This window comes from Amphibacillus xylanus NBRC 15112 (assembly GCF_000307165.1).
In the GTDB taxonomy this organism is placed as follows: domain Bacteria; phylum Bacillota; class Bacilli; order Bacillales; family Amphibacillaceae; genus Amphibacillus; species Amphibacillus xylanus.
The window spans coordinates 1924829-1951002 of the sequence record NC_018704.1; the positions used below are offsets into that span (position 1 = coordinate 1924829).

27 protein-coding genes are annotated in these 26174 nt (G+C 36.9%); 6 read left to right on the forward strand and 21 right to left on the reverse strand.

The features are described 5' to 3' along the window. Positions 1-33: 33 nt before the first annotated feature. Positions 34-786: a type I methionyl aminopeptidase gene (map, locus tag AXY_RS09410; protein WP_015010572.1), complete on the reverse strand. Its 753-nt coding sequence runs from the start codon at positions 784-786 to the stop codon at positions 34-36. Between the two features lie 440 nt (positions 787-1226). Here map and AXY_RS12410 point away from each other — a divergent pair, with 440 nt between their 5' ends. Further along, complete coding sequence (locus tag AXY_RS12410; RefSeq protein WP_269447595.1) at positions 1227-1553, forward strand: transposase; 327 nt, start codon at positions 1227-1229, stop codon at positions 1551-1553. A 236-nt stretch (positions 1554-1789) separates the two neighbouring features. On the opposite strand, the gene AXY_RS09420 is transcribed toward AXY_RS12410, so the two are convergent. Further along, on the reverse strand, positions 1790-4057 hold the full coding sequence (locus tag AXY_RS09420; RefSeq protein ID WP_015010573.1) for a glycoside hydrolase family 127 protein: 2268 nt from the start codon (positions 4055-4057) through the stop codon (positions 1790-1792). Between the two features lie 127 nt (positions 4058-4184). On the opposite strand from AXY_RS09420, the gene AXY_RS09425 reads away from it, so the two are divergent. Next, positions 4185-5033: an AraC family transcriptional regulator gene (locus AXY_RS09425; protein WP_015010574.1), complete on the forward strand. Its 849-nt coding sequence runs from the start codon at positions 4185-4187 to the stop codon at positions 5031-5033. A gap of 44 nt (positions 5034-5077) precedes the next feature. On the opposite strand, the gene AXY_RS12630 is transcribed toward AXY_RS09425, so the two are convergent. From AXY_RS12630 to AXY_RS09435, 3 genes are all read right to left on the reverse strand, one after another. After that, on the reverse strand, positions 5078-5179 hold the full coding sequence (locus AXY_RS12630; RefSeq protein ID WP_015010575.1) for a YjcZ family sporulation protein: 102 nt from the start codon (positions 5177-5179) through the stop codon (positions 5078-5080). Between the two features lie 90 nt (positions 5180-5269). Further along, positions 5270-6028: an SDR family NAD(P)-dependent oxidoreductase gene (locus AXY_RS09430; RefSeq protein WP_015010576.1), complete on the reverse strand. Its 759-nt coding sequence runs from the start codon at positions 6026-6028 to the stop codon at positions 5270-5272. A 96-nt stretch (positions 6029-6124) separates the two neighbouring features. Further along, positions 6125-7099 carry a metal ABC transporter solute-binding protein, Zn/Mn family gene (locus AXY_RS09435; RefSeq protein ID WP_015010577.1) on the reverse strand — a complete coding sequence of 325 codons (975 nt, stop codon included), beginning with the start codon at positions 7097-7099 and terminating at the stop codon, positions 6125-6127. A 687-nt stretch (positions 7100-7786) separates the two neighbouring features. On the opposite strand from AXY_RS09435, the gene AXY_RS09440 reads away from it, so the two are divergent. Next, positions 7787-9007: an IS110 family RNA-guided transposase gene (locus AXY_RS09440; RefSeq protein ID WP_015009316.1), complete on the forward strand. Its 1221-nt coding sequence runs from the start codon at positions 7787-7789 to the stop codon at positions 9005-9007. 330 nt (positions 9008-9337) lie between these two features. Here AXY_RS09440 and AXY_RS09445 read toward each other — a convergent pair whose 3' ends face one another. From AXY_RS09445 to AXY_RS09465, 5 genes are all read right to left on the reverse strand, one after another. Beyond that, a complete protein-coding gene (locus AXY_RS09445) occupies positions 9338-9601 on the reverse strand; it encodes a metal-sensitive transcriptional regulator (protein ID WP_015010578.1) in 264 nt (87 codons plus the stop codon). Between the two features lie 29 nt (positions 9602-9630). Continuing rightward, on the reverse strand, positions 9631-9996 hold the full coding sequence (locus AXY_RS09450) for a rhodanese-like domain-containing protein (RefSeq protein WP_015010579.1): 366 nt from the start codon (positions 9994-9996) through the stop codon (positions 9631-9633). Between the two features lie 163 nt (positions 9997-10159). Then, the gene (locus AXY_RS09455; protein WP_015010580.1) at positions 10160-11521 is read right to left on the reverse strand and encodes a dipeptidase; all 1362 of its coding nucleotides are present in this window, start codon (positions 11519-11521) and stop codon (positions 10160-10162) included. 35 nt (positions 11522-11556) lie between these two features. After that, on the reverse strand, positions 11557-12021 hold the full coding sequence (locus tag AXY_RS09460) for an S-ribosylhomocysteine lyase (protein WP_015010581.1): 465 nt from the start codon (positions 12019-12021) through the stop codon (positions 11557-11559). A 225-nt stretch (positions 12022-12246) separates the two neighbouring features. Next, entirely contained in the window at positions 12247-12933 is a 687-nt protein-coding gene (locus AXY_RS09465) for a YhcN/YlaJ family sporulation lipoprotein (RefSeq protein ID WP_015010582.1), read from the reverse strand. A gap of 162 nt (positions 12934-13095) precedes the next feature. Here AXY_RS09465 and AXY_RS09470 point away from each other — a divergent pair, with 162 nt between their 5' ends. Both AXY_RS09470 and AXY_RS09475 read left to right on the forward strand, forming a co-directional pair. Then, on the forward strand, positions 13096-13308 hold the full coding sequence (locus AXY_RS09470) for a YhdB family protein (protein WP_015010583.1): 213 nt from the start codon (positions 13096-13098) through the stop codon (positions 13306-13308). 241 nt (positions 13309-13549) lie between these two features. Continuing rightward, entirely contained in the window at positions 13550-14101 is a 552-nt protein-coding gene (locus AXY_RS09475; protein WP_015010584.1) for a beta-class carbonic anhydrase, read from the forward strand. Positions 14102-14560: 459 nt separating this feature from the next. On the opposite strand, the gene AXY_RS09480 is transcribed toward AXY_RS09475, so the two are convergent. The 9 genes from AXY_RS09480 to AXY_RS09525 form a co-directional block, all read right to left on the reverse strand. Further along, on the reverse strand, positions 14561-15631 hold the full coding sequence (locus AXY_RS09480) for an undecaprenyldiphospho-muramoylpentapeptide beta-N-acetylglucosaminyltransferase (protein ID WP_015010585.1): 1071 nt from the start codon (positions 15629-15631) through the stop codon (positions 14561-14563). 77 nt (positions 15632-15708) lie between these two features. Next, entirely contained in the window at positions 15709-16212 is a 504-nt protein-coding gene (locus AXY_RS09485; RefSeq protein ID WP_015010586.1) for a DUF4367 domain-containing protein, read from the reverse strand. Between the two features lie 324 nt (positions 16213-16536). Then, positions 16537-17016: a tRNA (uridine(34)/cytosine(34)/5-carboxymethylaminomethyluridine(34)-2'-O)-methyltransferase TrmL gene (gene trmL, locus AXY_RS09490; RefSeq protein WP_015010587.1), complete on the reverse strand. Its 480-nt coding sequence runs from the start codon at positions 17014-17016 to the stop codon at positions 16537-16539. A gap of 34 nt (positions 17017-17050) precedes the next feature. Further along, positions 17051-17908, reverse strand: a complete 858-nt coding sequence (locus tag AXY_RS09495) for an amidase domain-containing protein (RefSeq protein WP_015010588.1) — start codon at positions 17906-17908, stop codon at positions 17051-17053. A gap of 45 nt (positions 17909-17953) precedes the next feature. Beyond that, complete coding sequence (queG, locus tag AXY_RS09500; RefSeq protein ID WP_015010589.1) at positions 17954-19093, reverse strand: tRNA epoxyqueuosine(34) reductase QueG; 1140 nt, start codon at positions 19091-19093, stop codon at positions 17954-17956. A 334-nt stretch (positions 19094-19427) separates the two neighbouring features. Beyond that, positions 19428-20111, reverse strand: coding sequence for a PspA/IM30 family protein (locus AXY_RS09505; RefSeq protein ID WP_015010590.1), 684 nt, complete (start codon positions 20109-20111; stop codon positions 19428-19430). 27 nt (positions 20112-20138) lie between these two features. Continuing rightward, positions 20139-20840 carry a PspA/IM30 family protein gene (locus tag AXY_RS09510; RefSeq protein WP_015010591.1) on the reverse strand — a complete coding sequence of 234 codons (702 nt, stop codon included), beginning with the start codon at positions 20838-20840 and terminating at the stop codon, positions 20139-20141. A gap of 27 nt (positions 20841-20867) precedes the next feature. After that, positions 20868-21980, reverse strand: coding sequence for a TPM domain-containing protein (locus AXY_RS09515; protein WP_015010592.1), 1113 nt, complete (start codon positions 21978-21980; stop codon positions 20868-20870). Between the two features lie 416 nt (positions 21981-22396). Beyond that, positions 22397-22846, reverse strand: a complete 450-nt coding sequence (locus tag AXY_RS09525; protein ID WP_015010593.1) for a DUF3237 domain-containing protein — start codon at positions 22844-22846, stop codon at positions 22397-22399. Positions 22847-23069: 223 nt separating this feature from the next. Here AXY_RS09525 and AXY_RS12825 point away from each other — a divergent pair, with 223 nt between their 5' ends. Next, complete coding sequence (locus tag AXY_RS12825; RefSeq protein ID WP_015010594.1) at positions 23070-23207, forward strand: lmo0937 family membrane protein; 138 nt, start codon at positions 23070-23072, stop codon at positions 23205-23207. A 45-nt stretch (positions 23208-23252) separates the two neighbouring features. Here AXY_RS12825 and AXY_RS09530 read toward each other — a convergent pair whose 3' ends face one another. Both AXY_RS09530 and AXY_RS12315 read right to left on the reverse strand, forming a co-directional pair. After that, the gene (locus AXY_RS09530) at positions 23253-23864 is read right to left on the reverse strand and encodes an SGNH/GDSL hydrolase family protein (protein WP_015010595.1); all 612 of its coding nucleotides are present in this window, start codon (positions 23862-23864) and stop codon (positions 23253-23255) included. Between the two features lie 524 nt (positions 23865-24388). Continuing rightward, positions 24389-26035: a sensor domain-containing protein gene (locus AXY_RS12315; RefSeq protein ID WP_172635006.1), complete on the reverse strand. Its 1647-nt coding sequence runs from the start codon at positions 26033-26035 to the stop codon at positions 24389-24391. Positions 26036-26174: the final 139 nt, after the last annotated feature.

The window sequence follows — 26174 nt, forward strand, 5'->3', positions numbered from 1 at the left end:
AGTTAAATAAATAGCTAGCAAAAGGCTAGCTATTTATTCATCTTGTTCAGTTAAAATAAGTGGCCCATCTTTCGTAATAATAAGTGTATGCTCAAACTGAGCTGAACGCTTACCATCAACCGTTCGTGCTGTCCAGCCGTTGTCATCCATCTTACTTTGCCATGCACCTTCGTTTAGCATTGGCTCAATTGTGATTGCCATACCTTCTTTTAATCGAACACCTTTACCAGGTAAGCCGTAATGTGGGATATAAGGTGATTCATGCATTGTTGGACCAATTCCGTGTCCTGTAAATTCACGTACAACAGAAAAACCTTCGCCCTCTGCATATTGCTGAATCGCATGACCAATATCACCAACACGATTACCAACTTGAGCTTGCTCTATTCCGAGGTAAAGTGCTTTTTTCGTTACATCCATTAATTTTTTCCCGGCTTCATCAACCTCACCAACCGCATATGTCCAAGCTGAATCAGCAAGGAAACCATTTAAATTTACAACCATATCGATTGTCACAATATCTCCATCTTTTAATGGTTCTGGTCGAGGAAATCCATGACAGATCTCATCATTAATTGAGGCACAAGTTGCATACTCGTAACCGTTATAACCGATTTGTTCTGGAATTGCACCATGATCTCGCATATATTTTTCAACAAATTTATCGATCTCAGTTGTTGTAATCCCTGGCTTAATCATTTTTGCTATTTCTTTATGGATTTCAGCAAGTAGCTTACCTGCTTCAGCCATTAATTCAATCTCACGTTTACTCTTTCTTTGTATCATCAAGATAACCCCTTTCTTTCCATACATACTATAACATATTTAGCTTTATTGTGTCTTATTTGTCGATAGTTTTGCAAGAAAAATAAACAGATAAAAATCACCTCATGATGATGAGAACAGGTTGTACAATATATAACGTTGGTGAGTTTGAAAACTTACTAACGTTATTTTTTTATTTTAAGAATATTTAATTTTATAACTCACGTTATAAACCGCAGTTAGCCGAACCTCCGCGTTCCATGGGCACGTCTTTTAGCTAACTCAGTCAAGCAGAGTACGCTTGACTGAGTGGATCTTCAGCTCGTGCTGTCCCCATTGGAGTCTCCGGTTCGGCTAACTGCTAATTATCAACTTTCTTATTCTTACTACTAGATAAAAATATAACTTTTTTACCCGGATGTGTGGAGCGCGCCGAATAAAAAGGTCAACCATGTAAATTTATTCATGGTGATCTAACTTATGATCCTACTCATTGTAAAAATTGTGGTATCAAAATGAAAACTAGTCTAAAAACTTTAAGAATACATTTACCATATAAACAGAATAGTTTTATTCACATATACAACAACGGCCGAATTGAAGGGATTAACAACAAGATTAAGGTAATTAGCAAAGTCGCATACGGTTATCGTAATTTTTATTATTTCAAGAAACGAATGATGATTCACTTCAAGTTTAAAGCAATAGAAACAAATTCGAGTGAAAAATGCAAAAAGAAACACGGTATGAAGCAGCCATTTAATTTAGAAGTGAAAAACAGCAGGTGAAATACACGAGACTCCTGCGGGAACTGCACGAGCTGAAGATCCACTAAGGCAAGCGCTCTATGCTTGCCTTAGTTAGCTAAAAGCCGTGCCCGCAGAAAGCGAGTGTATTTCACCTGCGGTGAACAAGTTGTATCTTTATTAAAACTAATATAAATTTATTCTCGACTAATTATAAAACCTACCAACACTATTTGACATTGAACCTGAGAACAACGATTGAGGTGATTATTATCATTTTATTGTTTTATAATTCTGACACCATAAAGTCCTCCAGCAATTTTCTTTTGATCTGCTTGGAACTTAACTTCTACTCGATCTTTACCTTTCGTTAGATCAACAGGAATTTGATAAGTACGATCAATGAGTGAACCTGGATTTGGTGCTTCAATTTTTTCTGTTGCAATCACAATGCCATCAATTAATATATCGAACTCACGGTCAAATCTCGCACCATCAATATGCTGGTGACGGTCACCACCATTATATGTGACAATTAATTGGTTTTGTTTTTCCGGATCAACTGCTAATTGATAGCTAACATAGCCACCATCACGAGCATCACGCCAATGACGATCTGCTAGATTAAAGTAACCCATTGTAGAATTCTCTGATTGAATCATGTGATCTGTTTCAGGCTGTTGTTCACCCGGCTGAACAAAATCAACGGTTATTCTACGCAATGCCTCTGCTTTTTCTCGATCTTCATCTATAAAGTTTTGATAGGCTTCAGGCGTCAGTACATCCCAATACACCGTATAGCGTTCGTGATGTAAATCATAAAACGGGATTAATGTCATTTTCTGATCACCCGGTTGACCGATCGCATCAGTTTCAAATGTTAATGTTTCTGCATCGACTAAATTCAATGTTGTTTCTGGTTGTTTATCAGTAACTAATGTCGGTACGTCAATTAGAGGATGATTATTATACACTTGGTGATCGCCAACAATGTCTTGCTCTGGATAATTTTCGCGACCCAATCTTCCAGCTAATAAAATTGGACCATAGAAAAATGCTTTCTTTTCAGGCTGGTCTTTTGCTGTATAAGTTCGAAGTCCCATTGGTAATTGGAATGTAACAGTATCATTCTTATACCACTTACGATCAATTTCATAGTAGCCATTTACAAGTTCTAATGCTACTGGCTCACCATTAATTTGTAGCGCCATCTCACCAGCTAACCAATTTGGTTTGCGAAGGTAAACTGTTAATCTCTCACCATTACCTTCTTTCACGGTAAAATGAACGGTCTCATCATATGGGAAGTCAGTTTCTTGAATAAACTGCAGATCTTTCTCCGCAATTGTTAATGTCGATGGAATAAATAAGTTTACATATAGTGAATCTGCTTTTCGCGTATAGATATTTTTCGTATATCGAGCTGGGTTTTCCATTCCACTACCCGTACAGCACCAAAATGAATTATCCGGTGAGCAATATACTTTAAAGTGTCCTGGCTCAGTAGGAATAAAATATGATTTCATTCCAGATTCAGGATCCTGTGAGCCTAAAATATGATTATAAAGTGCATTTTCATAATAATCCATATAACGGCTATCTGGCTGCCAATCAAATAAATGCTCTGTTAACTTAAGCATATTGTATGTGTTACATGTTTCTGTTGAGATAATTCCAAGCGGTTCTGTATCTACTGGTCCAAAGTGCTCGGCATTACTATTCCCACCGAAAGCATACGATCTATGATAAACAACTTGATCCCAAAAGAAACGTGATAATTTTTGATATTCTTCTTTTCCAGTCATATCGTAAAGCTTTGCAGCACCGATTACCTTAGGAATTTGTGTATTGGCATGTTTGCCAGCTAGATCGTCAATACCTTCAATTAACGGATCCAGTACTGCTTTATGATTAAAGCGCTCTGCTAACTTTAAGAAGCGCTTATCACCTGTGATTTCGTAAACATCTGCCATCGTTTCATTCATGCCACCAAATTCACAAATTAACATGCGTTGAAACTGCTCGTCATTTAGCTTACTTAATCCTTGGTCTGCCCAGTTTGACAATTTTACTAGAACTGTTTTTGCTTTCTCATTTGAAGCCAATCGATAAGCATCAACAAGACCAGCATAAATTTTATGTATACTGTACCACGGTACCCAAGAGCCACCTAGACCGAAGTTATCAACACGGAATTCACCAGTAAAAACTTCATCAAAACAGTCACGCGGAAAACCACTTACATAGCCTTCTGGATCAAAAGCTTGTACATGTGCTAGCTCGTCTATGGCATAATCAATTTTATGCTTAAGTAATAAATCACCTGTTACGTTATACATTAAAGACGCAGCTGAGAGCCAATGTCCGATTGAATGTCCGGCGATCTCCATCGATTCCCACCCACCATAACGAGGCGCACGAGGTTCTTGCCCAACCGCTTCATAGCACGGTGCAATTAGTCGATCAATATCGAGATAAAGTAAATATTCTTTCCCTTTTTGTTGAGATTCTTTAAACATACCTTGATTCAGTTGTACTTGATCCACGATCAATCACCCTTTCAACACTTTAGTTAACTCCATTATGCCAGTCATTTCTCGGTTAAAGAATACCGCCATTTTTAATAAACATATCTTTTTTTGTGATATACTGTTTGTAAAAAAGGTGATCACGGTGAATCAAGTCAAACTACCTAGCTATCAGTTACCATTAGTCAATGAAGTCAATTACCTTGAAGATCTAAAAGGTGAACTTACCCACCCTAATCGATTATTACCTGACTTACATGTCTTTATCTTTGTTCAATCAGGTCAAATTGATGTCATTGAAGAAAACACACATTACACACTTACATCAGGTAGCTACTTATTTTTACATAGTGGCTTAAACCATTGGGGCACGACCGAATATCAACCGAACACAAGCTGGTATTACATTCACTTTTTTGCTAACAAAAATACTTTAAAAGAAGAGTATTATTGGACTGAGTCTCCATCAATTATTCCAGAGGACACCTATCATAAAAGCTTAACATTACCTAAAACCGGACGTGTCGCTCAGCCTGAATATTTCAGTACACGTCTACAACAAATCGTTGATAATCGGCGCAATGGACCATTGATCCAATCACTAGATTGTTATCAGTTATTCCTAGAACTATATCAACAAAATAAAAAAACCAACCGAAAGCCTCAAGTTGATAAAATCGTTAGTAAGGTTCAGCAACTTTGCCAAGCTAGTCAACATAAATTAACGAGTGATGAGATCGCGGAGTTTTTGCATTTGAATTATGCCTATATTTCAAATGTTTTCAAAAAGGAAACAGGGATCACAATCAGTCATTATCAAAATCAACTCATGATAGAGCGTGCGATAAGATTATTTAATCAGACAGATCTAAATATTACTGAGGTTAGTGAACAGCTCGATTTTCCTAATCCATTTTATTTTAGTCGTGTCTTTAAACAAGTTACAGGCATCAGTCCATCACTATATTTAAAGCAAAGGTACCGTCAATCATAAAATTAAAGAGGATCTCAGCCTATAGCTGAAATCCTCTTTGGAAATTAATAAGCACCGTAGCCCCATGATGCTCCGATAATGATTAATAAGATGAATAAAACAACAATTAACGCAAAACCAGAACCGTAGCCGTAACTTGCACCCATCCTGAACCCTCCTTTTACTATCAATTCAATATAGAATATGTTCTTTTAGTAAAAGTGGGAAAGCTTTATGTAAAAATGGGTCATTGTCACCTAACGATAATCTTTAATGCTATAATATTTCCCGTTTATAATGGCCGCTTCATCAAGTAAAATCTTAACGAGAACACTAGCAACATCTGCTGTATCACTTAATTTATTCTCAACTTTATAATCAATAAATTGCTCTACATCCTTAAAAGCATCTGGACTCGCTGAGCGAATTTCCCCTTGCATGCCTGTATCCATAATGCTTGGATCAAATAAGATCACTTTATGTTCTGTTTTAAGCTCTTTTTGCTCTAGTGCAACAGATTCTGTATAACGATTGAGTCCGGCTTTTGATGAACCATACAAGCTCCAACCATACGTTGAACGATCGGCTGCTCCTGAAGTCACATTTGTAACTACCGTTTTAATGCCACAGTGCTTTGCTCTTTTTAACACAAGCGCAGTAGTTAAAATCGGTGCAATCAAATTAAGCTGCATATGTGCTTGAACCGCTTCACTTGTATGCTTAGTTGCGATATCAATTGGATTAACAGTAGCTGCATTATTAATTAAGTAAACAAGGTCTGTTTCTTTTTTAAACACTTGATCGTTAATTTTTTCAATCGTCCGGTCCAATTGATCAACATCTGATAAATTACAGGTAAAGTGCTGATAAGTAACGCCTGCATCTCTTGCTATTTGAAGCAAGTCTCGATTTCTTGTTCTAGCAATCCCAACAACATGTACGCCTGCTTTCATTAATAGCTCAGCAATCGACGCACCTAGCCCTTTAGAAGTTCCAGTGATAATCGCAAATTTCATCTGATCCAAACCTCCAATTTATAATCATCTACACGTTTAATTATAATGGATTATGAAGCGAAGTGCCAATTACCACTTCATTTTTAGGCTTAAAGATTAATTTAGTGCTTGCTTTAGCACAGCAATATTGCTTTCCATTAATGAGAAATAATCTTCACCATTCTCAATATCCTCTGTCGTCAGAACTTCTAAATTATGCAATGTTAAGACTTCTAGATTAGCCTCTTTCTGAATCACTTGCGCAACTTTAGGTTCAATATTTTGTTCAAATAAAATATACTTTAGCTCAAGATCTTCAATTGTATCTAACAGGTTAACTAATTGACGTTGCGATGGTTCTTCCGTTGCAGAAACGCCAGTAATCGCAATTTGTTCTAAGCTATAATCACGTTCCCAGTAACCATAAGCAGCATGCGTAACTAAGATTTTATTGTCGTTTGCTTGCTCAACCATATGAGTAAATTTTTGATCTAGTTCAATGAGTCGATTAACTAAATCATCATATTGCCGATTAAGATCATCCTGTTTTTCTGGCATCAGTTCAATGAGCTCAATCAAAATATTTTGCGCAAGGCCATGCATCAAATTTGGACTAATCCAAACATGTGGATCGAGATCACCGTGATCGTGATGATCATCATCTTCTTCGTGTTCATGACTATGGTGATAATGAATTTTGTCTAAACCTTTTGACGCTTCTAAAAATCTTACCCCTTCATCTAATAAGGCTTCTTTAATTGTATGTGCGTAACTTTCTGAAATCTCATCATTATAAATAAACAAATCTGCCTCAGCGATGTTGACCATCATTTTTGACGTTGGTTCAAATGAATGTGCATCAGAGCCTGCAGGTAGAATTGATTCGACTTCAACATATTCACCGCCGATTGATTCAGCAATAAAGGCTAATGGGTAAATCGTTGTATACACACTTACTTGCTCAACATCTGCTACTTGACCTGTATCTGGAAGAACATCGATCTCATTATCTTGTTCTTCTTGAGTCGATTGACAACCACCAAGGAAAAATATAAAAAATATTAGGACAAACATGATTAGTGCTTTTTTCATAGTTGGAACCTCTTTCCCTAATTATCTTTTTGAATTATATCGTAATCATTACGATTTGTAAATAGTAATGGTTCCGTTTTAAAGGTATAGCTTACTTTAGTTTATGTCGTTTTAATGACAAACATGAAAAAAAAATGGTTGTACAATATTTAACGTTGGTGAGTTTAAAAACTTACTAACGTTATTTTTTTTTAAAAAAACGAATTATGTTTCACTTCAAGTTTAAAGCAATAGAAACAAATCCAAGTAAAAAAATGCAAATAGAAACACGATATGAAGCAGCCATTTAATTTAGAAATGAAAAACAGCAGGTGAAATACACGAGACTCCTGCGGGAATAAATCTTTTCGGTGGGACGAGTAATCGCAGTCTCAGCACGAGCTGAAGATCCACTAAGGCAAGCGCTCTTTTCTTGCCTTAGTTAGCTAAAAGCCGTGCCCGCGGAAACATACTAAGATTAGTAGTACAAGACCTAGGCCAGGTTTTGTGCTACTATTTTTTTATAGTAGAAGTGAAGTAAAGCCGAATCACGCTAAGGACCTTGAGTTCGACGATCGGAAACTGGCTAACTTCACTCCCTTATTTGAATCAACTTAGTATGTTGGGTCCCCAGAGACCGTGTATAAGAAAGTGGAATCGATAAGGTAAAGTGGAGACTTCTACAAAAATATTAAGGAGGAGAAGAAAATGAGATGCGTTATTGCTTTCGACGTTAGTCGAAAGAGTAGTACCATGGCCGCTTACAACGAGCAAGGTAACTGTGAATTTGAAGGGAGGTTAATTCATTCAAAAACGGGATTCTCTAATTTAAGTAAAATCATTAAAGATCTAAGTGAAAAGAATAATTATACCTTAGAATTTGTTTTTGAAGCGACTGGAGTATATTCGGCTGCTTTAGAACGATTCTTACGAGAGAATAATCTCGTTTATTATTCTTTAAATCCTTTATTAGCACACCTTAACACCCAATCTCTAAGAAGAAACAAAACAGATATAAGTGATGCGCATCAACTGGCTAAGAATCATTTTAAAAACGATTATTTCCAAACTTATCGCGAAGATTCTTATTACGAACAGATGCGTACAATGTCACGTCGCTATGATGAGATTATGAAAGAGAAGATTCAGTACAAAAATCGACTACATGCATCATTACAATTATCTTTCCCAGACTTTGATACGGCTTTTATTAACAAATCAAAACTTTATTATAATCTTGTACAAGTATTCCCTCACCCAAACTTGATATTAAAACGATCTAAAACAGTTATTAAAAATCGTATTAAAAAATGCACTAAGAAAAACTATTCATTAAAAAAGTTAGAGGAAAGAGCAATTTTATTGATTGAAATCGCAAAGGATTCATTTCCAGCAGTTGATGAAACAGACTATTCTTGTGAGTTAGTAAGGGATTATGCCAAGAAAATATTAGAGATGGAGGAAGAGCAAGATGAAATCATTCAAAGAATGACAGAAATGTCAAAAGACCGTAAAGAATACAGGATCCTTCGGTCATTTCCCGGAATAAAAGATAAATTAGCCTGTAGAATCATAGCTGAACTAGGGGATTTAACACGTTTTAAAAATAATAAACAACTAAATGCATACGCCGGTATAGATATCGTAAGATATCAGTCTGGAAATATGGAGTATAAAGATCGTATAAATAAACGAGGTAATAGTAGACTGCGTGGTATTTTGTATTTTATGATTGTCTCAATGCTTTCTGCTAAAGGAAAACAAATAAATCATTTAGTTGATTATTATTATAAATTAAAAAAACAACCCTATAATAAGCATCATAAGGTTGCAGTAGTCGCTTGTATGAATAAATTCTTGAAAGTCGCATTTCATCTTATTCAAAACGACCTATTGTATGATTATGAGAAAGCTTCAAGCCAACAATAATCATACTATGATTTAATTATAACACAATAGACCTTGAAAAAAAGACAAAAAACACAAGGTCTATTCGAAGTGCAAAATTTTAATTAATTCCCGGAGGGGTACCCCTCCGGGAATTAATTAAAAAAAGGAATTTAAACACTTGACTAAACGTAAGAAAGCGAGTGTATTTCACCTGCGATGAACAAGTTGTATCTTTATTAAAACTAATATAAATTTATTCTCGACTAATTATTAAACCTACCAACACTATTTGACATTGAACCAAAAAAACTAACCCCCATCGTAAACAAATCTGGAGGTTAGTATCAATTGCTTCTCGCTACATATCAATTAGCGACTTTTCATTAATAATTCAACAGCGGATTCAATTAACTCTTTTTGTTGATCTTGGTCACATTTTTCTGACTCTAACACACAATTAACTAAATTTGCACTCACGACTAGCCCCATTGTTCGGTCAATCGCTGTTCTAGCTGCCGACATTTGTGTGACAACAGATTTACAATCTTTACCCTCTTCCATCATTCGAAGAATACCTCTTAGCTGTCCTTCGATCCGCTTAATTCGGTTTTTCATTTGAGGACTGTAATCCATATTCATTCTCCTTTATTATTAGATAAAAATTATGCGAAATTTGTTAATTGATTTTTACAACAGCATCGCTTATCAATTAATAGATAGCCCGCAACTTCATATCCATATCGTTTTAATAATCGAATACCTATATTTCTTTCTACTACATTACTGGCAATTACATAAAGTGGCTCTTTCGGTAATTCATGATGAAACCTCTTTATATAAGCAACTGGTAAAGCAATCGCTTGATCGATCGTCTCTTTTGCAGAATCATTGTAGTCACGAAGGTCGACCTTTACTTTAACACAATCCAGTTGGTGATATTGAATACATTTAACGCCTCTCACAGGAACATAACGATAATAACATGTATATATAATCGGTATTAATAAAATGAGGTAGACAACCCACATTTTATCAACCTCCCAACAAAAACTAATACCATTATTTTATACCCTAATACGTATCCGGTCAATCACATTGCTTACGATTGTATAAATAATCAGCGTAATGTCTCTGGCAAAAAAAAATAGCATCAGCTAGCTAGGAGCCGATGCTATTTATTTGAATATACGCTTATAATGATGTGAGGTAATTGACGATCGTTACAAGGCCTAGATCGTAATTCTCTAATAAAAAGCTCTCATTTGGTGAGTGAAGTCGATCATCTGGCGTACCAAAGCCTAATAACACGATCGGCATCTTAAAGATATCATCAATCCATTCCACAACCGGGATTGAACCACCCATTCGAACAAAGACAGCCTCTTGATTAAAGGCATCGCCATAGCTCTTAGCTGCTTTTTGAATTAACGGATGATTTGGATCAACTTTATACGCTTTTGCCGAAAGTGGCTCTCGTTCAATTGAAACTGTTACACCTTTTGGTAGATGTTTTTCAATATGCTTAACTAACGCATCTTGAATTTTCTCAGGATCTTGTCCAGGAACAAGTCGGCACGTTAATTTTGCAGTCGCTGAGCTAGGAATAATCGTTTTCGTTCCTTCACCCTGGTAACCACCAAACATCCCATTAATCTCAAGTGTCGGGCGAGCCATCGTGTGCTCAACAGCTGTATAACCACTTTCTGATACAGTCTCAGGAATGCCTGTCGTTTTGACAAAATCTTCACTTGGTGCGTCTGCCATTAACTTACGCTCATCATCTGTTAGTGGTTCAACATCATCGTAGAAATTCTCAACAAGTACGACTTCATTTTGATCCTTCATCGAAGCAAGGACATGTGCCATCGCCATCAATGGGTTTCGCACAGCACCACCATAAATTCCTGAATGAAGATCATTTTCAGGACCATGAATCGTAAATTCTAATCCAGTAAAGCCTTTTAAGCCATAAAGGATCGTCGGCTGTCCTTCTGTCACCATACCTGAATCTGAAATCATCGCAAAGTCTGCATTAAACTTTTCCTTCTTAGACTGTAAAAGTTCATACAGGTTTTCACTACCGATCTCTTCTTCACCCTCAATGCAAACCTTAACATTGATTGGGAGCTTGCCAGTCGTTTTTAAAAATGCTTCAAATACCGCCAAGTACATAAAGACTTGACCTTTATCATCACTCGCACCACGCGCATAAAGACGTCCATTACGAATCGTCGGCTCAAACGGATCTGTTTCCCACAATTCAATTGGATCTGCCGGCTGGACATCATAATGACCGTAAACGAGTACAGTCGGTGCATCTTCACCTGCATTCAACCACTCTGCATAAACAAGTGGATGACCTTTCGTCTCTTGAATTTCAACATGCTCAAAGCCAATTTTCGATAAGTAATCGTGGACAAATTGAGCGGCTTTGCGAACATCGGGTTTGAATTTTGAATCTGTACTGACACTCGGAATTCTTAAGAATTCTTTTAATGCTTCTAGCTGTTCTTCACGATGTTCAGTTAAATAGTTTAATACTGCTTCAGTCACATTATCACTTCTTTCGGTAAAAATTCACTCATTTTTTATTCAGAAAATACGTTTGGCCAGCTATCTTTTTTAGCAAGCATATTTCGGGCAATTTCTTGTGCACCTTCAAGACTGTGGCTAGCTGCCCATCCACATTGAATTTCATTACATGCAGGAACTTCTCTAGCATCAATCACATCATTTAAAGTTTTATCAAGTGCATCAATAATATCGTCAAATGACTCATTGTTAAGTACAGTTAAATAAAACCCAGTTTGACAACCCATTGGACCAATATCAAGCACATTACTTAAATGATTGCGAATTTTTTCTGCCATTAAATGCTCTAGTGAATGCAATGCTGGCATTTCCATATGTTCTTTATTTGGTTGGCAAAAACGGATATCATATTTATATACTTGATCACCATGTTTTCCAGTTGTAACACCTACTAATCGAACATAAGGCGCAACGACCTTAGTATGATCTAAATTAAAGCTTTCTACATTCATTTTCTTCATATGACCTTCTCCTCATTAATGTTTCTCTCTATATACGATATCATATCAATGTATTGAAGCCAATTTTGTTTTACTCAAAATTATCGAATTTTTAGCTTGATTTTGATCAATCGATATATTTTATACAAATAATTTCATTTTTGTCGAAAATACTTATTTTAAGCAAGACAAAAAAACAGCTCTATTTATGGACAGTTGAATCCGTAAATAGAACTGCGTTTTTCTTTATCGATTACGGGATGGGAATACACGGTCAATCATTTCGGTAAATTGATCAAAAAAGCCTTCGATCGGTTCACCACGATCGACATCACGGATATAATTTGACGTTAAATCAATAAAATCCGGGTTAGATGAGACATAAACATTTTCTATATCGTTGTCAACATCCTTAACTGCTTCGGTAACTTTTTTCTCCAATTGATCTGATAAGTCATTATTTTGTTTCCCACTTTGATCACGATCAATCTGACAGGCAACATATGCGCTATTACCTAATGTTAAGACGTATGCACGATCGATCTCTTTGACTTCAGATGTGATGCGATCGGCAATTTTTTCTGAGACACGATACTCATTGTCTTGATTATTCCGTTTCTGGTCATGATTTTTTCTGTCGCCGGTTAAGTTATTGCTCTGATCTCGATCGATAAGTCCATCTTCATTGAACTTTCGGCCTGGGGAATCAATATTATTTTGTCGCGTACGATTTTGATTATTTTCGATTGGCGCGCGTGGCCCGCCACGAACTTGATTTAATCGGTCAAAGTTATCTTCAGTTTGGGCTGGATTATTTCTAACATTTTCTATATTGTCTAATTGTCTGTTATCAACCGAATCAGATGTGTTCGTGCCACAACCGAATAATGCTGTCAGTGCCATCCCAGTGATGATGATGTGCTTGAATCGCATGGTGACCCTCCTTTTATAATTAATCGGTTTTAATATGGCATTTATGGAAGGTTTCATACATTGAAAACTAAGGTAACTCGCTCAAACATCACCAGTTTTAATTTATTTTTATCGGTAAAACTAAACGTGTTCCAAGTTAGGTTTGATAAAGGAGCGAATCAAGTGACAAAAATTGACTATGATAAGGCGCTATATTATACAATATGGCAGCAGTGGGATGACCTCATTGTCGTGATGGTTCGAACTTCAGACGATTTATTAGCCAAAAAAATCAAAGACTTCCTGAGCGCTTTCCAAACAGAGAAAAGCACCCAAAAAATTATTGAACAGCACGAGCGCTTACTCCACTATTTAGACCATGCAATGGCGATATAACATTATTTTGACCTAACTTGGTTATATATATTGATAGCGGTTCTATTGATGATACGCATTCATCGATAGAACCTTTTTTATTTTGTGATTACTGGGGGTTTTTATATGTTAAAGAATCGTAACTCAAGAACAAAACAATCTTCGACATTTCCCGGGAAATATTTCACCTTCTGATAAATTGTTTGATTTTTCAATCTTTTTTCTATATGATTTATAAAAACAATACCAAGGGGAAATCCGTATGCTATTAGACGAGATTATTAAGCATAACCAAGACTTTGTTGAGAACAAAAGCTATCAATTATACACAACCAACAATTTACCGAATAAACGTGCTGTCATATTAACATGTATGGATACACGATTAACTGAATTATTACCTAAAGCAATGAATTTTAAAAATGGTGATGTGAAAATCCTTAAAACTGCCGGGGCAATTATTAATCACCCTTATGGAAGTATGATGAGGAGTATTTTAGTTGCCATTCATGCTTTACAAGCAGATGAGGTATACGTCGTTGGCCATCATCACTGTGGCATGAGTAATCTTGATGCAGCACAATTAATGAAACAAATGGAGGCTAACGGGATTAAGCAAGCAGACTTTGATCGAATTGAGATAGATCCTTACGAATGGTTTCAAGGATTTGATCGAGTTGAGGATTCTGTCACTAGCTCTGTAAATTTAATTAAAAGCCATCCATTAATTCCAAGTGATTTACCTGTTCACGGTTTAATTATTGACCCTGTTACAGGAAAACTAGACATCGTTATTAATGGCTACAGTTCATAATAATTACACCCGAATCAATCTTATTCGGTTGTACAATATATAACGTTGGTGAGTTTGAAAACTTACTAACGTTATTTTTTTATTTTAAGAAACGAATTATGATTCACTCCAAGTTTAAAGCATTAGAAACAAATTCGAGGAAAAAAATGCAAAAAGAAACACGATATGAAGCAGCCATTTAATTTAGAAGTGAAAAACAGCAGGTGAAATACACGAGACTCCTGCGGGAAAAGCACGAGCTGAAGATCAACTAAGGCAAGCGCTCTTTGCTTGCCTTAGTTAGCTAAAAGCCGTGCCCGCGGAAAGCTAGTGTATTTCACCTGCGGTAAACAAGTTGTATCTTTATTAAAGCTAATATATATATTCTCGACTAATTATAAAACCTACCAACACTATTTGACATTGAACCTCTTATTCGATCAATTCGGGTGTATTTTTCTCTACGCTAAATCATTAGATTTATTTTGCCAATTGATAAATTTCTTCAATCACACGTTTCGTCGCGTCTTGGCGCTGATAATCTTGCATGTTCTTTTTAATCTTAGTCGCTGAGTTAATCAATTCAGATACTTTTTCTGCAAAGCTCTCTTTTGTTAAATCTTCTTCAAATAATACATGTGCATAGCCTTGCTTTTCAAATACCTTAGCATTTAATATTTGATCTCCACGACTCGCTTGTCGTGATAAAGGAATAAGTAGCATCGGCTTTTGCAATGCTAGAAATTCAAAAATCGCATTAGCACCAGCACGGGAAATCACCAAATCTGTCGCTGCTAATAAATCAGGTAGCTCTTCATTCACATATTCAAATTGCTGGTAACCAAACTTGTTAATTGTTGAATCGACGTTACCTTTCCCGCAAATATGGATGACATGATGAGTTGATAGCAATTGATCAAGATGAAGACGCACCATTTCATTTATTTTTTGCGCCCCTGCACTTCCCCCCATGACCATAATCACTGGCTTCGAATCAGTTAAACCGGCAAATCTAAGCCCTCTTTTCTTATCTCCATCAAACAATTCAGGACGGATAACCGCGCCAATCCAACTTGTTTTCTCTTTTGGCAAGTGCTCAACAGTTTCAGGAAATGTTGTCAGAACTTTTTTCGCAAATGGAACAGCTATTTTATTAGCTAAACCAGGCGTTAAATCTGATTCATGAATCACTGCAGGGATTCGCTTTAACCTAGCACCGATTAAGACAGGTACAGAGACAAAGCCACCTTTAGAAAAAATGACTTGTGGTTTAACTTTACTTAGAATTCGTACTGTCTGCCCAACACCTTTTAACACTTTAAATGGGTCTTTGAAGTTTTCAATAGAAAAGTATCGGCGCAGCTTTCCAGTGGAAATCGCATGATAAGTAACACCTTTCAATGGCTCAATCAAATCACGTTCAATGCCGTTTTCTGAACCAATGTAATCAATTTTCCAGCCCTGTTCCTGCAAAATCGGAATAATTGCTAAATTAACCATAACGTGACCAGCAGTACCTCCGCCGGTTAAAACTATTTGCTTATTCTTCATACAAATGGACCTCTTTCGTTAAATCATACTATATTCTATTCATATTTTAGCACAAACATTAACGATCCAGTAGAGATTCATGAATGTGTCGACTCAACAACTTTAATTAGTTCTTCCTTAGACACCTGACGTGATGATTGATCATCGCCAATCACACTTGAACGAAACTCCAATTTATAGCTCAAACCATTTTTCGTCCACGTTAATATTTTAGCAAAGCCATTATCAATATAATAAGCCTTGATTGATGCATCTATTTCAACGTCCTCTGCATCATCACTAATATCAAATTGGCCTTCAGTTACTTGAAAGGTGAGTAAGTCATTTCCTCTTGAATAAAAGCTAATATCTAGCGCTTCGTAATCTGTTCCAGCGATTGTAAAGGGATCAGAAATAATAAATTCAACTGGGATTGGTACATATTGAGGGACATCTGGCGTGAAGGATACGTGCTCAATTGCTTCTTCTACTTTTGTTTTTTCATATTGATAATAACCTTCTGGCACGATAACTTCTTCTTTACAGCCACTTAGACATAAAAAGCTGAAAAATAAAAGTACGAGCCAGTGCTGTTTTTTCATAGCATCCCTCCTCGTTATATAGTTTATAAATTCTTATATTACAATTACAGACGAATAAGATTAAATTTTGTTACATCTTGAATGATTTTGTATCAATTTTTCACAAGAGAACAGTTAATTGAAGGGTTATTCAATGTTTGATATGGAGTGTAGCCCAAAAGGGGTTGCCGATTAGCAAGTTGGGAGTCCAATAACTTTTCATGCAATAAATGGGCGCTATTCCTTTTTATTATTTTACGATAGCTCATGCCATTTTGCAATTAATCGCTGAATTTTGTCGAAAAAAACAAAGATACCTCTTTTTATCGAAGCATCTTTGTTATCTTAGTGCATATTAGGAAAATTTTGTTGTTTTAATACATCATAAGCAATAATTGCAACTGTGTTTGATAGATTTAATGAGCGAACTTGATCACTTTGAGCCATTGGTATACGTAGACATCGTTCTTCTTTACCAACGAGTAGATCTTTAGGAATTCCTGATGTCTCCCGACCAAAAACAAAAAACCAATCATGGCTCGTATCGCTAAAATCGACTTCGTTATAGTTTGTTGTCCCGAAATTTTCAATGTAATAAAAATGCTTCTCGTCATACTTTTGATAAAGTTCTTCAATCGAATCATGATGCTGGACATCAACATGATACCAATAGTCCAGTCCCGCACGTTTTAACATTTTATCATCTGTTGAAAATCCGAGTGGATGAATCAAATGTAATGTTGCATTTGTTGCTAAACACGTTCTTGCAATATTACCTGTATTAGCTGGAATTTCTGGTTGATATAATACAATATGAATACTCACCGATTGTCACCTCTTACAATTAATCACTCGAATATTATAGCATATCTGTGCCAATCCGATAAAATTTATACTGACATTCAGGCGTCCATGCCATCGAATCACGGTAGTCCCAATAACGATGACGCGAATTATTTGTGTGCGCATTAACTAATGGCATTTGATCAGCATTTTTGGCAACGACGATTGTCGTATGGTCAAATCGGCCATTACCTTCAAAATCATAACAAATCACATCACCAGGGAGCAGTTTATCTGGTGAATCAACTTCTCGTGCTTGCAGGCCCTTCGTTGATCCTCCTAAATACCACCGAAGCGCATGTGCAACAGACCAACTAAAGCTCCAATCCCGATTTTGATACCACCAACCCGTCGCACGGTTTGGATAACCACGCATTGGCGCACCACCAGCCCGCAAGCATTGTGACACATAGTTCGTACAGTCATTTACTTCAAAAAATTCATACGCCGGATTGGCATCATTCCACCAAAGCTCTGCATACCTCACTGCAGCGTTCCGATCATAACTAAATCGTTCAAATTGACTCCTCGGGACAAATTCAATAATTGGATTTGTTCGCTGTTCAGTTTCTTGATTAAAGTTTTCAGGAAGTTCACGATCTGATCGAAGTTGATTTTTATAGAAATGCGCTTCATGTAAGCGACATTGTTCTTCACGATAAAAGTGCTGATTTTTCTTAATTAAAAAAGTAGCATGTAATTGATAATGAAGTTCTTTTTCATCATTTGGAAGTTCACGTTTACTAAAGACGTGACTTTTACCCGTAATCCGGACAACTTGATAACCGCGTTCGCTATGTAGAGCCTTGATGCGATTAATCCAATTTGAGTTTTGCTCATGTAATTGTTTATGCCAGTACTTATTTAAGTTCACATCAATCACCCCTTCATGTCTAATTTATGAAGGGGTGCCTGTCTATTATGTCGCGACTTGCTCGAAAGCTAAGCCTTTTTCCATTTCTTCTATAACATCTAGGTCTGTCTCATTTTCCATAGCGTCTCGAATCGCTTGATAGCCATCTTGTCTTCCGATTTTACCAATCGCCCAAGCAGCTGTTCCTCGAATAACCGGACGTGGATCGTTGTTCATTAATTTTATTAATTCATCAACAGCAGATTCTTCTTTATAATTAGCAAGTGCAATAATCGCATTACGTTGAATCGGCTTCTTCCCTCGCCAAGACCCTGCCATATGGCCAAACTTTTCTTTAAACTCTCGATTTGAGATTGTCAGAAGCGGCAATAGTTCAGGTTTAACCAAATCTGGATCTGGTTCAAGCTCTGGATGAAGATGATGATCGATTCCTCTATTTTTCGGACAGACAACCTGACAATTATCATAACCGTACAGCTGGTTGCCCATTTTTTGACGAAACTCATCAGGCATAAAACCTTTCGTTTGCGTCTGATAGGCAAGACACATTTGTGCATTTAATCGACCTGGTGCTACAAGTGCGCCTGTCGGACAAAGATCGATACAAAGCGTACAGTCACCACACCCATCCTCTACTGGCTCATCAGCCGGAAATGGTAGGTTCGTAATCATTTCTCCAATGTAAACATATGAACCAAACTCTGGTGTAATAATGAGTGTGTTTTTCCCACTCCAGCCAATCCCAGCACGTTCGGCAACTGCCTTATCAACTAGCTCACCCGTATCGACCATAATTTTCGATCTAAAGCCAGGAACACGTGAGGCGATATATGTTTCTAGTAGCTCTAATTTTTCCCGAACGACATGGTGATAGTCAGTTCCCCACGATGCACGACAAAAACTACCTCTTCGATTGCCACGTACATTTTTAACGCGCTCCTTCATTTTTGCTGGATAAGCAATCGCTACTGCAATAATTGATTCTGCTTCTGTTAAATGAAGTGTAGGCTCTGTCCGTTCTTCTATCGTCCCTTTTTCAAAGCCTGACTGAAAACCTGACTCCTGCTGATTTTTCAATCTAGCCTTCATCTCGGCAAACGGATTGGCCGCTGCAAATCCGATTTTATCTATGCCAATTGTTTTAGAATACTCAATAATGTCTTGTTTTAACTGTTCATTAGCCAATCGTTAACCTCCTCTATCTATATAACCTATTTTTTCGTGTGAAATGATTGTTTTCGGTGTCAGTATATTTTTGATTTGTGTTAAATTTCCAATTCGGGTGCGAACGCACTACCATATCGTGCGAAATTTCTGGTTTGCGTGCGAACGCACTATCTTATCGTGCGAATTCCGGGATTTGCGTGCGAACGCACTCAAAAAGGGTAATATTGGAACTATGATCAGAGAATTTTTTATAAAAAAATAAATTAATCCCGTTACTACTTTAGCAAAAATATCGCAAACAGACAAAGAGGAAATGCATAGTAAAATAACTACACATTTCCTCTACTTTTAATTATTCCATTCCCATTTCAGCTTTTAAGCGTGCTAATTCATCATCAACCGCTGGTGAGCTATGGCTAGAAGCGTACTTTTCAGCTAAGTTTGCTGCTTCATCAACAGGGCCTTCGTTTAGCTCTGCAACTGCACTTGCCTCATCAAGTCGACGCGCAACTTTTTCCTCAAGGCGATTAAATGAACTAATTCCACCTCTGGCACGGCCTGCTGTCGCATTAATTTTATTCATCTTTTCTTTCGTATTCGCAACAGAAATTTGAGCTTTTAGCATCGCTTGACGTTGTTTTAATTGCTCAATATCGCTTGCCAGCTTATCATGCATTTGCCGCATTTTACTAGCATTTTCATGAGCGACTGCATATGTTTTAGCTAAGTTCACTCCAATATCTTCAAGCTCTTGTTTTTTCGATAAAAAAACTCGAGCATCATCATCGTTCCCTGCTTGAAGTGCCTTCTTCGCAAAGTTATAATATTTTTGCACTTCGGCTTCATTGTCATCTACGAGTCGTTTAGCTCGAGTCTCCTCAGCCATAACGCTTGCTGTATTTTTCTTCACCTCAGCTAAGTCCTTCAGCATGTTACGTAAGTATTGATCGATCATTTTTTCTGGATCTTCCATTCGATCGAGTAATGCATTGATATTTGAACTAATGATATCTTGAAAACGTGCTAATATTGACATCAAGTCAACCTCCCTATTATGAAAAGTTTACTCACTTTCTTCTTGATCAGCTAAACCTAGCGCTTGTTTCATTCGCGCTAATTCATCCTCAACTGCAGCTGATTCATGTTTTTGCGCATATTTTTGCTCAAGCTGTTTCGCTTCATCTTCAGGTTCTTCATTCAATTCAGCCATTGCATCGGCTTGATCTAGGCGCGCGCTAATTTTTTCTTCCATTCGTTTAAACGAGCCAATCGAACCTTGTGTTTTTCCAATCGATTGATTGGCTTGATTAATTTTCTCTTTCGTGTCCGCAACAGAAATTTGAGCCTTTAGCATTGATTGACGCTGTTTTAGTTTTTCAATATCGCTTGCTAACTTATCATGCATTTGGCGCATTTTACTAGCATTTTCATGCGCAGTTGCATATGTTTTTGCTAAGCTAACACCAATATCTTCAAGCTCTTGTTTTTTCGTTAAAAACACACGAGCATCATCGTCTTGGCCTGCTTTGATTGCTTTTTTGGCTAATTCCTCATATTTAGCAACCTCCGCTTGGTTCTCATCAACTAGTCGCTTAGCTTTCGTTTCCTCGGCCATGACACTAGCTGTATTCTGCTTCACTTCAGCTAAATCCTTCGATAGGTTACGTAAATATTGATCGATCATTTTTTCGGGGTCTTCCATTCGATCTAGTAGCGCATTGACATTTGAACTAATAATATCCTGAAAACGACTTAAGATTGACATGTTATCTCCTCCTAAATAGTGAGTGGCTTATTTTTCTGGATCATCTTGATATTTCTTCATGAGTTCTTCTTCTGGACTAGCCCCGAATTTTTGTATCGGTTGACTAAGTATTTCTTTCGTTTGCTGAGCTTCTAGATTTTTTTGTGCTTGTTTGCTCTTCCACCAAGTAAAGAGTAAGAATACTAACACAACAACTGCGATCACAATCCAAACCTTAATCCACGGTGATTCAGTCACATCCATAATTCGATCAGCAGCATCTGAAAATGCCTTACTTAAAAATTGATCATCATTCATATTTGAATAGTAATATCGATCAACATAATCAAGTAAAATTCGACTCGCCTCTGAATCAATAACTTGTTTCGCTTGGGTGCCTGTTACTAAATAAGTCGTATAGTACTCTAGACTAGGTTCAAATATGATTAACAACGCGTGTGCTTCATCTGTGAATAATTGATCGTAAAGTTGATTAGCAAATCTAACAAATTCCTCTTCTGACGGATTAATTGAACCATCAATATTGTCCGTGATGTAGACGTAAGGTTGGACACCTGTTTTATTGTAAAAATGTTTCAATCCTTTGGTTAGTGTTGAATCATTAATATACCAGTCTGCATCAAGTGTAAAATAGTCCGTCTCATTGACTGAACCTGCTGGAAGTGGTTCGCGCTCAACAGTTGACGGTGTTACAGATCCTGGTGTGGGTGGGTTAAATATGCCTACTGACGATAATACAATTAGCGCAAGCATTAATACGAAAATCCCCATTAAAATAAAGCCACAGCCTGCACCACCACAACCACCACCACCACCACCTGAACCGTAACGTGGTCTGCCCCAGAATGGACGTCCCCACATGCCACCATAATATGGACGTGGTGGGTAATATCTCGGTCTTGGACGGTAACCGCCACCAAATCCACCTATTCCCCCACTTCGACCACTTCGACCACTTGAACTGCCTCCGCCTCGGTTTCTACCGGAGCCAAATGAACCAAAACCACCACTAGAACCGCCCATACCACCACGGCTCCCGCCAAAAGCACCTCCGCGTCCACCACCGAACGAGCCACCTCGGCTTCCACCGCCAAATGATCCTCCTCCACGGCCACCGCCGCCTCCTCTACCTCTTGCCATAAAAAGACCACATCCTATCATTCGATTTATCTATTTTCCTAAAATTAGCATATAGAATTTTATCTGTCAATTGGTGTTTATAATTAGTAGAACTAAACTAGTTTGAAATGAAATTTATTGGGGGGTGAATTTTTTAGTGAAAAATTGTGACAGCTATTTGTATTTACCCGATTTTCAGTAGAATTATTCATCTTTTTCTAAATATAATCTTAATTACCTATTATATGCTTATGTCGGTTATATTATCCAAGTGAAAAACCGAGCCCTGATAGGTATTAAGGCCTATTTTTGTGCATAATAAAAACGCAACACTTCATTTATAAAAACAAAGCACTGCGTTAGGTGAATTGATAACAAATATTATATCAGGTTAGTTCTGAAATTGCAAGGTCATTTTTGAAAATTGTGTTTTATGACTAAACAATTTTGTAGAAATGTAAGTGAACACCTTTAGGATCAAGATCAAGTGTACCAATAAACATGCTGTTATTAAGCCAGTTATACTTTTCATCTGAGACCTCAAAGCTAGGAACGGTATAAGCGTACATGTCTTCTTTAAAATTAAACGGCTTGTCTTCCTCTCCAGCGGATGGTTTTGGAACAAGCTTACCTTGATTCGTAACCAAAATTAACGTTCCATCATCTGCTTTTAACGTATAACGTGCCCAAACTTCGCTACTTCCATCAGGTCGAGTTACATTCCAGTCCGCTCCTCCAGGCAACACTTCCCCCTTAATGTTCGGTCCCTCGAAGCTACCACCAACGATAGGAATCACCTTTTTATTTCCATCAAACATATCACCAATTTCTAATGCTGGGTCACAGTGAACATATAATTCCATTACTAGTTCGCCTTTAAAATTCACTTTTAAAACCTCCATAAAATACATTGTCATAACAACTAGTTTAGCGCAATTTTAATAACTTAGAAGCATGATCGTGAATGTTAAAAATGCTTGTTAAAAAAATTTTTTATAAAAATAGTTTAAACGAGATTCAAAGGGGTATTGTAAGGCAAGTGATTATTTGCTAATGCAACAATGACTTAGATTAGTTTTTATAAAAAAATAATCGTAGGGAGGACTTCAAATGTTTTGGACAATAATCGGGATTTTAATCCTTGCATGGTTAATAGGTGTTATCTTTAAAATTGCGGGTGGCTTAATTCATATCCTACTTGTGATTGCTTTAGTTGTCTTTATTGCACGTATGATTAAAGGACGATAAAAAATCGACCACACCATGATATACTGTGGTCGATTCATCTTATTTTTATAAAACGGCTTCAATCCATGTTTTAGCCATTAATGCATTACCTGTTGAGTTCATGTGCACACCGTCAGTCGTCAGTGGCAGTGGCCTTTCGCTAGTCAAATAATCGATAAATGCATGATACGTCGGTACAACTGTAAGGCCGTACTCTTGAGCAATTTTATTTACAATCTCAACGTATGGCTTGAGTTTTTGGTTACCTTCTGAGTTAACATCTTCCTCAATCACCGTTGGCTCCATTAAAACAATTTTCGCATTTGTCTCAGCCTGTGTTTTTTCAATTAGCGTTCGATAAATTTCCTCATATTGATCCGGATAAACTTGCTCCATATCAGGATTATCTAATTGACGCCAAACATCATTTACACCAATTGAAATAGACAAAAGATCAGGTTGATGTGTGATTACATCATCTTGCCAACGATTAGCTAAATCTGTAATTCTATTACCGCCAATACCACGGTTAATAATCTCAGGAAACTGTTCTGGTGTATGTACAGCAAAATAGTCACGAATCATTCGGACGTAATTGTCACCAATGTTTTCCTCGTCTTCGAAGCGTCCCCACTCCGTAATACTATCACCAATAAACAAAATTCGCTTGTCCTTCATGTAAACATCCTCCTATACAACACTATCAAAATATAAATAATGACTAAGATATAAGAAAAAAATTTTATCGTAAGATTGGCATCAATCAATCTAACTACAATTATACACTAATCTTAAACTGTCGGGCTAATTTTCACCGCATCCGTTAACGATTTTGCCATTATCTTTAACGTTTTGATTTGATTTTGTGCAAAAAATTTAAGATTAGGCATTTATCTTTAACCTTTTAAGTTGATTTCGTTCAAAACGTTAATGATTTGCCTATTATCTTCAACCTTTTGAGTAGATTCCACGCAAATAGTTGAAGATTCGCCATTTATCTTTTACCTTTTATGTAGATTCAGCGCTAAACGTTAATGATTAACCCTTTATCTTTAACTTTTCGTATCAATTCAGTGCCAAACGTTTAAGATTCACCAATTATCTTTAACTTTTCGTGTCATTTCAGCGTCAAACGTTAATGATTAACCAATTATCTTCAACGTTTCGAGCTCATGTAACGTAAAATATTAAAGATTAACCCTTCACAAAATAATCGAGCGGTTTTTGCCGCTTCTTTTTGCTTCATATAAAGCTCGATCGGCCTCGATGATAATTGAGTTTGGCCGGTTTATGGATTTACGGTCTGATAGAACAGCACCGAAGCTGACACCGAGTGTTAATAATTGATTTTCTACTAAAAACGGTTTGTCTAAGTTTGCTTCGAGTCGTTTGATAAAACGGTTTAGATTTTCCTTTGTCGCAATTTCGGGGAGTAATATGATAAACTCATCCCCGCCCAACCGGCCGACTGTATCCATTTCTCTAACAGTGTTAAGTAGACGTTTACTAATCTGGATAATGACTTGGTCACCTGCGTCGTGGCCAAACTGATCATTAATTGACTTAAAATCATCCAAATCAAGCATGACAACTGCGAATGGAATCTGGTCTCGCTCAGCTTTTGCCTTGACCTTTTGCATGCGATCATCAAATAAACGGCGATTGGCTAAGCCTGTTAATGGATCACGAAAAGCTAACCGACGAAGTTCTTTCTCATATTTTTTACGTTCCTCAATATCACGAGCAACTATATTCGTATGGTGGTAGAGTCCATCACTCGTAAATACTGGTTCTATCTTTAACTCAAACCATTGGCTTTTACCAGAAGCATTGCGGAATTTAACTTCTAATTTCTTCGCATGATTCTCATTATGAGTTTGTTCCAGTACATCTAAAATCAATTCCTTATGCTCATCTGCAACTAGATCATCAATTGAGCGTTCACTAAACTCAAGCATTGGAAAACCTAAAACACGTTCGTGTGATGGTGAAACATAGGTGAAGCGGCCATTACGATCAATGATCTGAATTAAGTCAGATGAATTTTCGGCAATCAAACGGAAACGTTCTTCACTTTTCATCAATGCATCTTTAGCAAATAACTCAGCAGTCATATCCTTTAACATCAAGTAAACACCTTCGACTTCACGATCAACCATCATTGGGATAAACTCAATCTGCAATTTAACTTCAAAATGATTTTCACTCATTATCGTGACTTCAAGTGATTGCGGCTTGCCTTGCTTCGTCTCCTTAAACTTTTGAATCATTAATTCCTGATCAGTTGTTTTAAGAATGTCAAAAAAATAACGCTCCTGATTTTTTTGATAAATTTGACTAAAAAATCGACGACAAGCCTTGTTCATTCGAATAATCTTCCCAAGTTTATTTATATAAATGATTGGCTGAGTACTTTCTTCAAACAGTGACTTATAGCGCTGACGACTTACCTTCAACCGTTGCTTACTTATATTTCGTTGCTTTTCAAGCTTTTTCTGTTCCGTAATGTCACGGGTGACTCCAACTACGCAAGTTACCTTCCCTCCTTCAACAACAGGTGTCAAAGTTGTTTTGGCAAAACATTCCCCACCCAATGGTGAAAAAAATACATCTTCATAGTCATGCGTTGTCCTTTGGTCAATTGCTTTCCGATAATGCCGATATAAATGCTCTGCCGTCACTTGATCGAGCACCTCACGTAATTCCTTCCCAATCACTTCTTTATGTAGTAATGACTCTCGTGCAGTCTGATTAATAATCTGATAAAAAAGCCGTTCACCATCATCTTCAACTCGCATAACGAACACCATATCTTCGATTCCATCGACTAACATTTGATTTGTGATCAACATCTACCTCACCTTTTATTTTCTGATAATTCATATTATATCATTAATAAATGGTTGATATGTCACTAAAAAGGAATCTTTTAGCTGAAATACCCACACAACAAAAAAGCCACTCTTATTAAAAGAATGGCTTTCATAT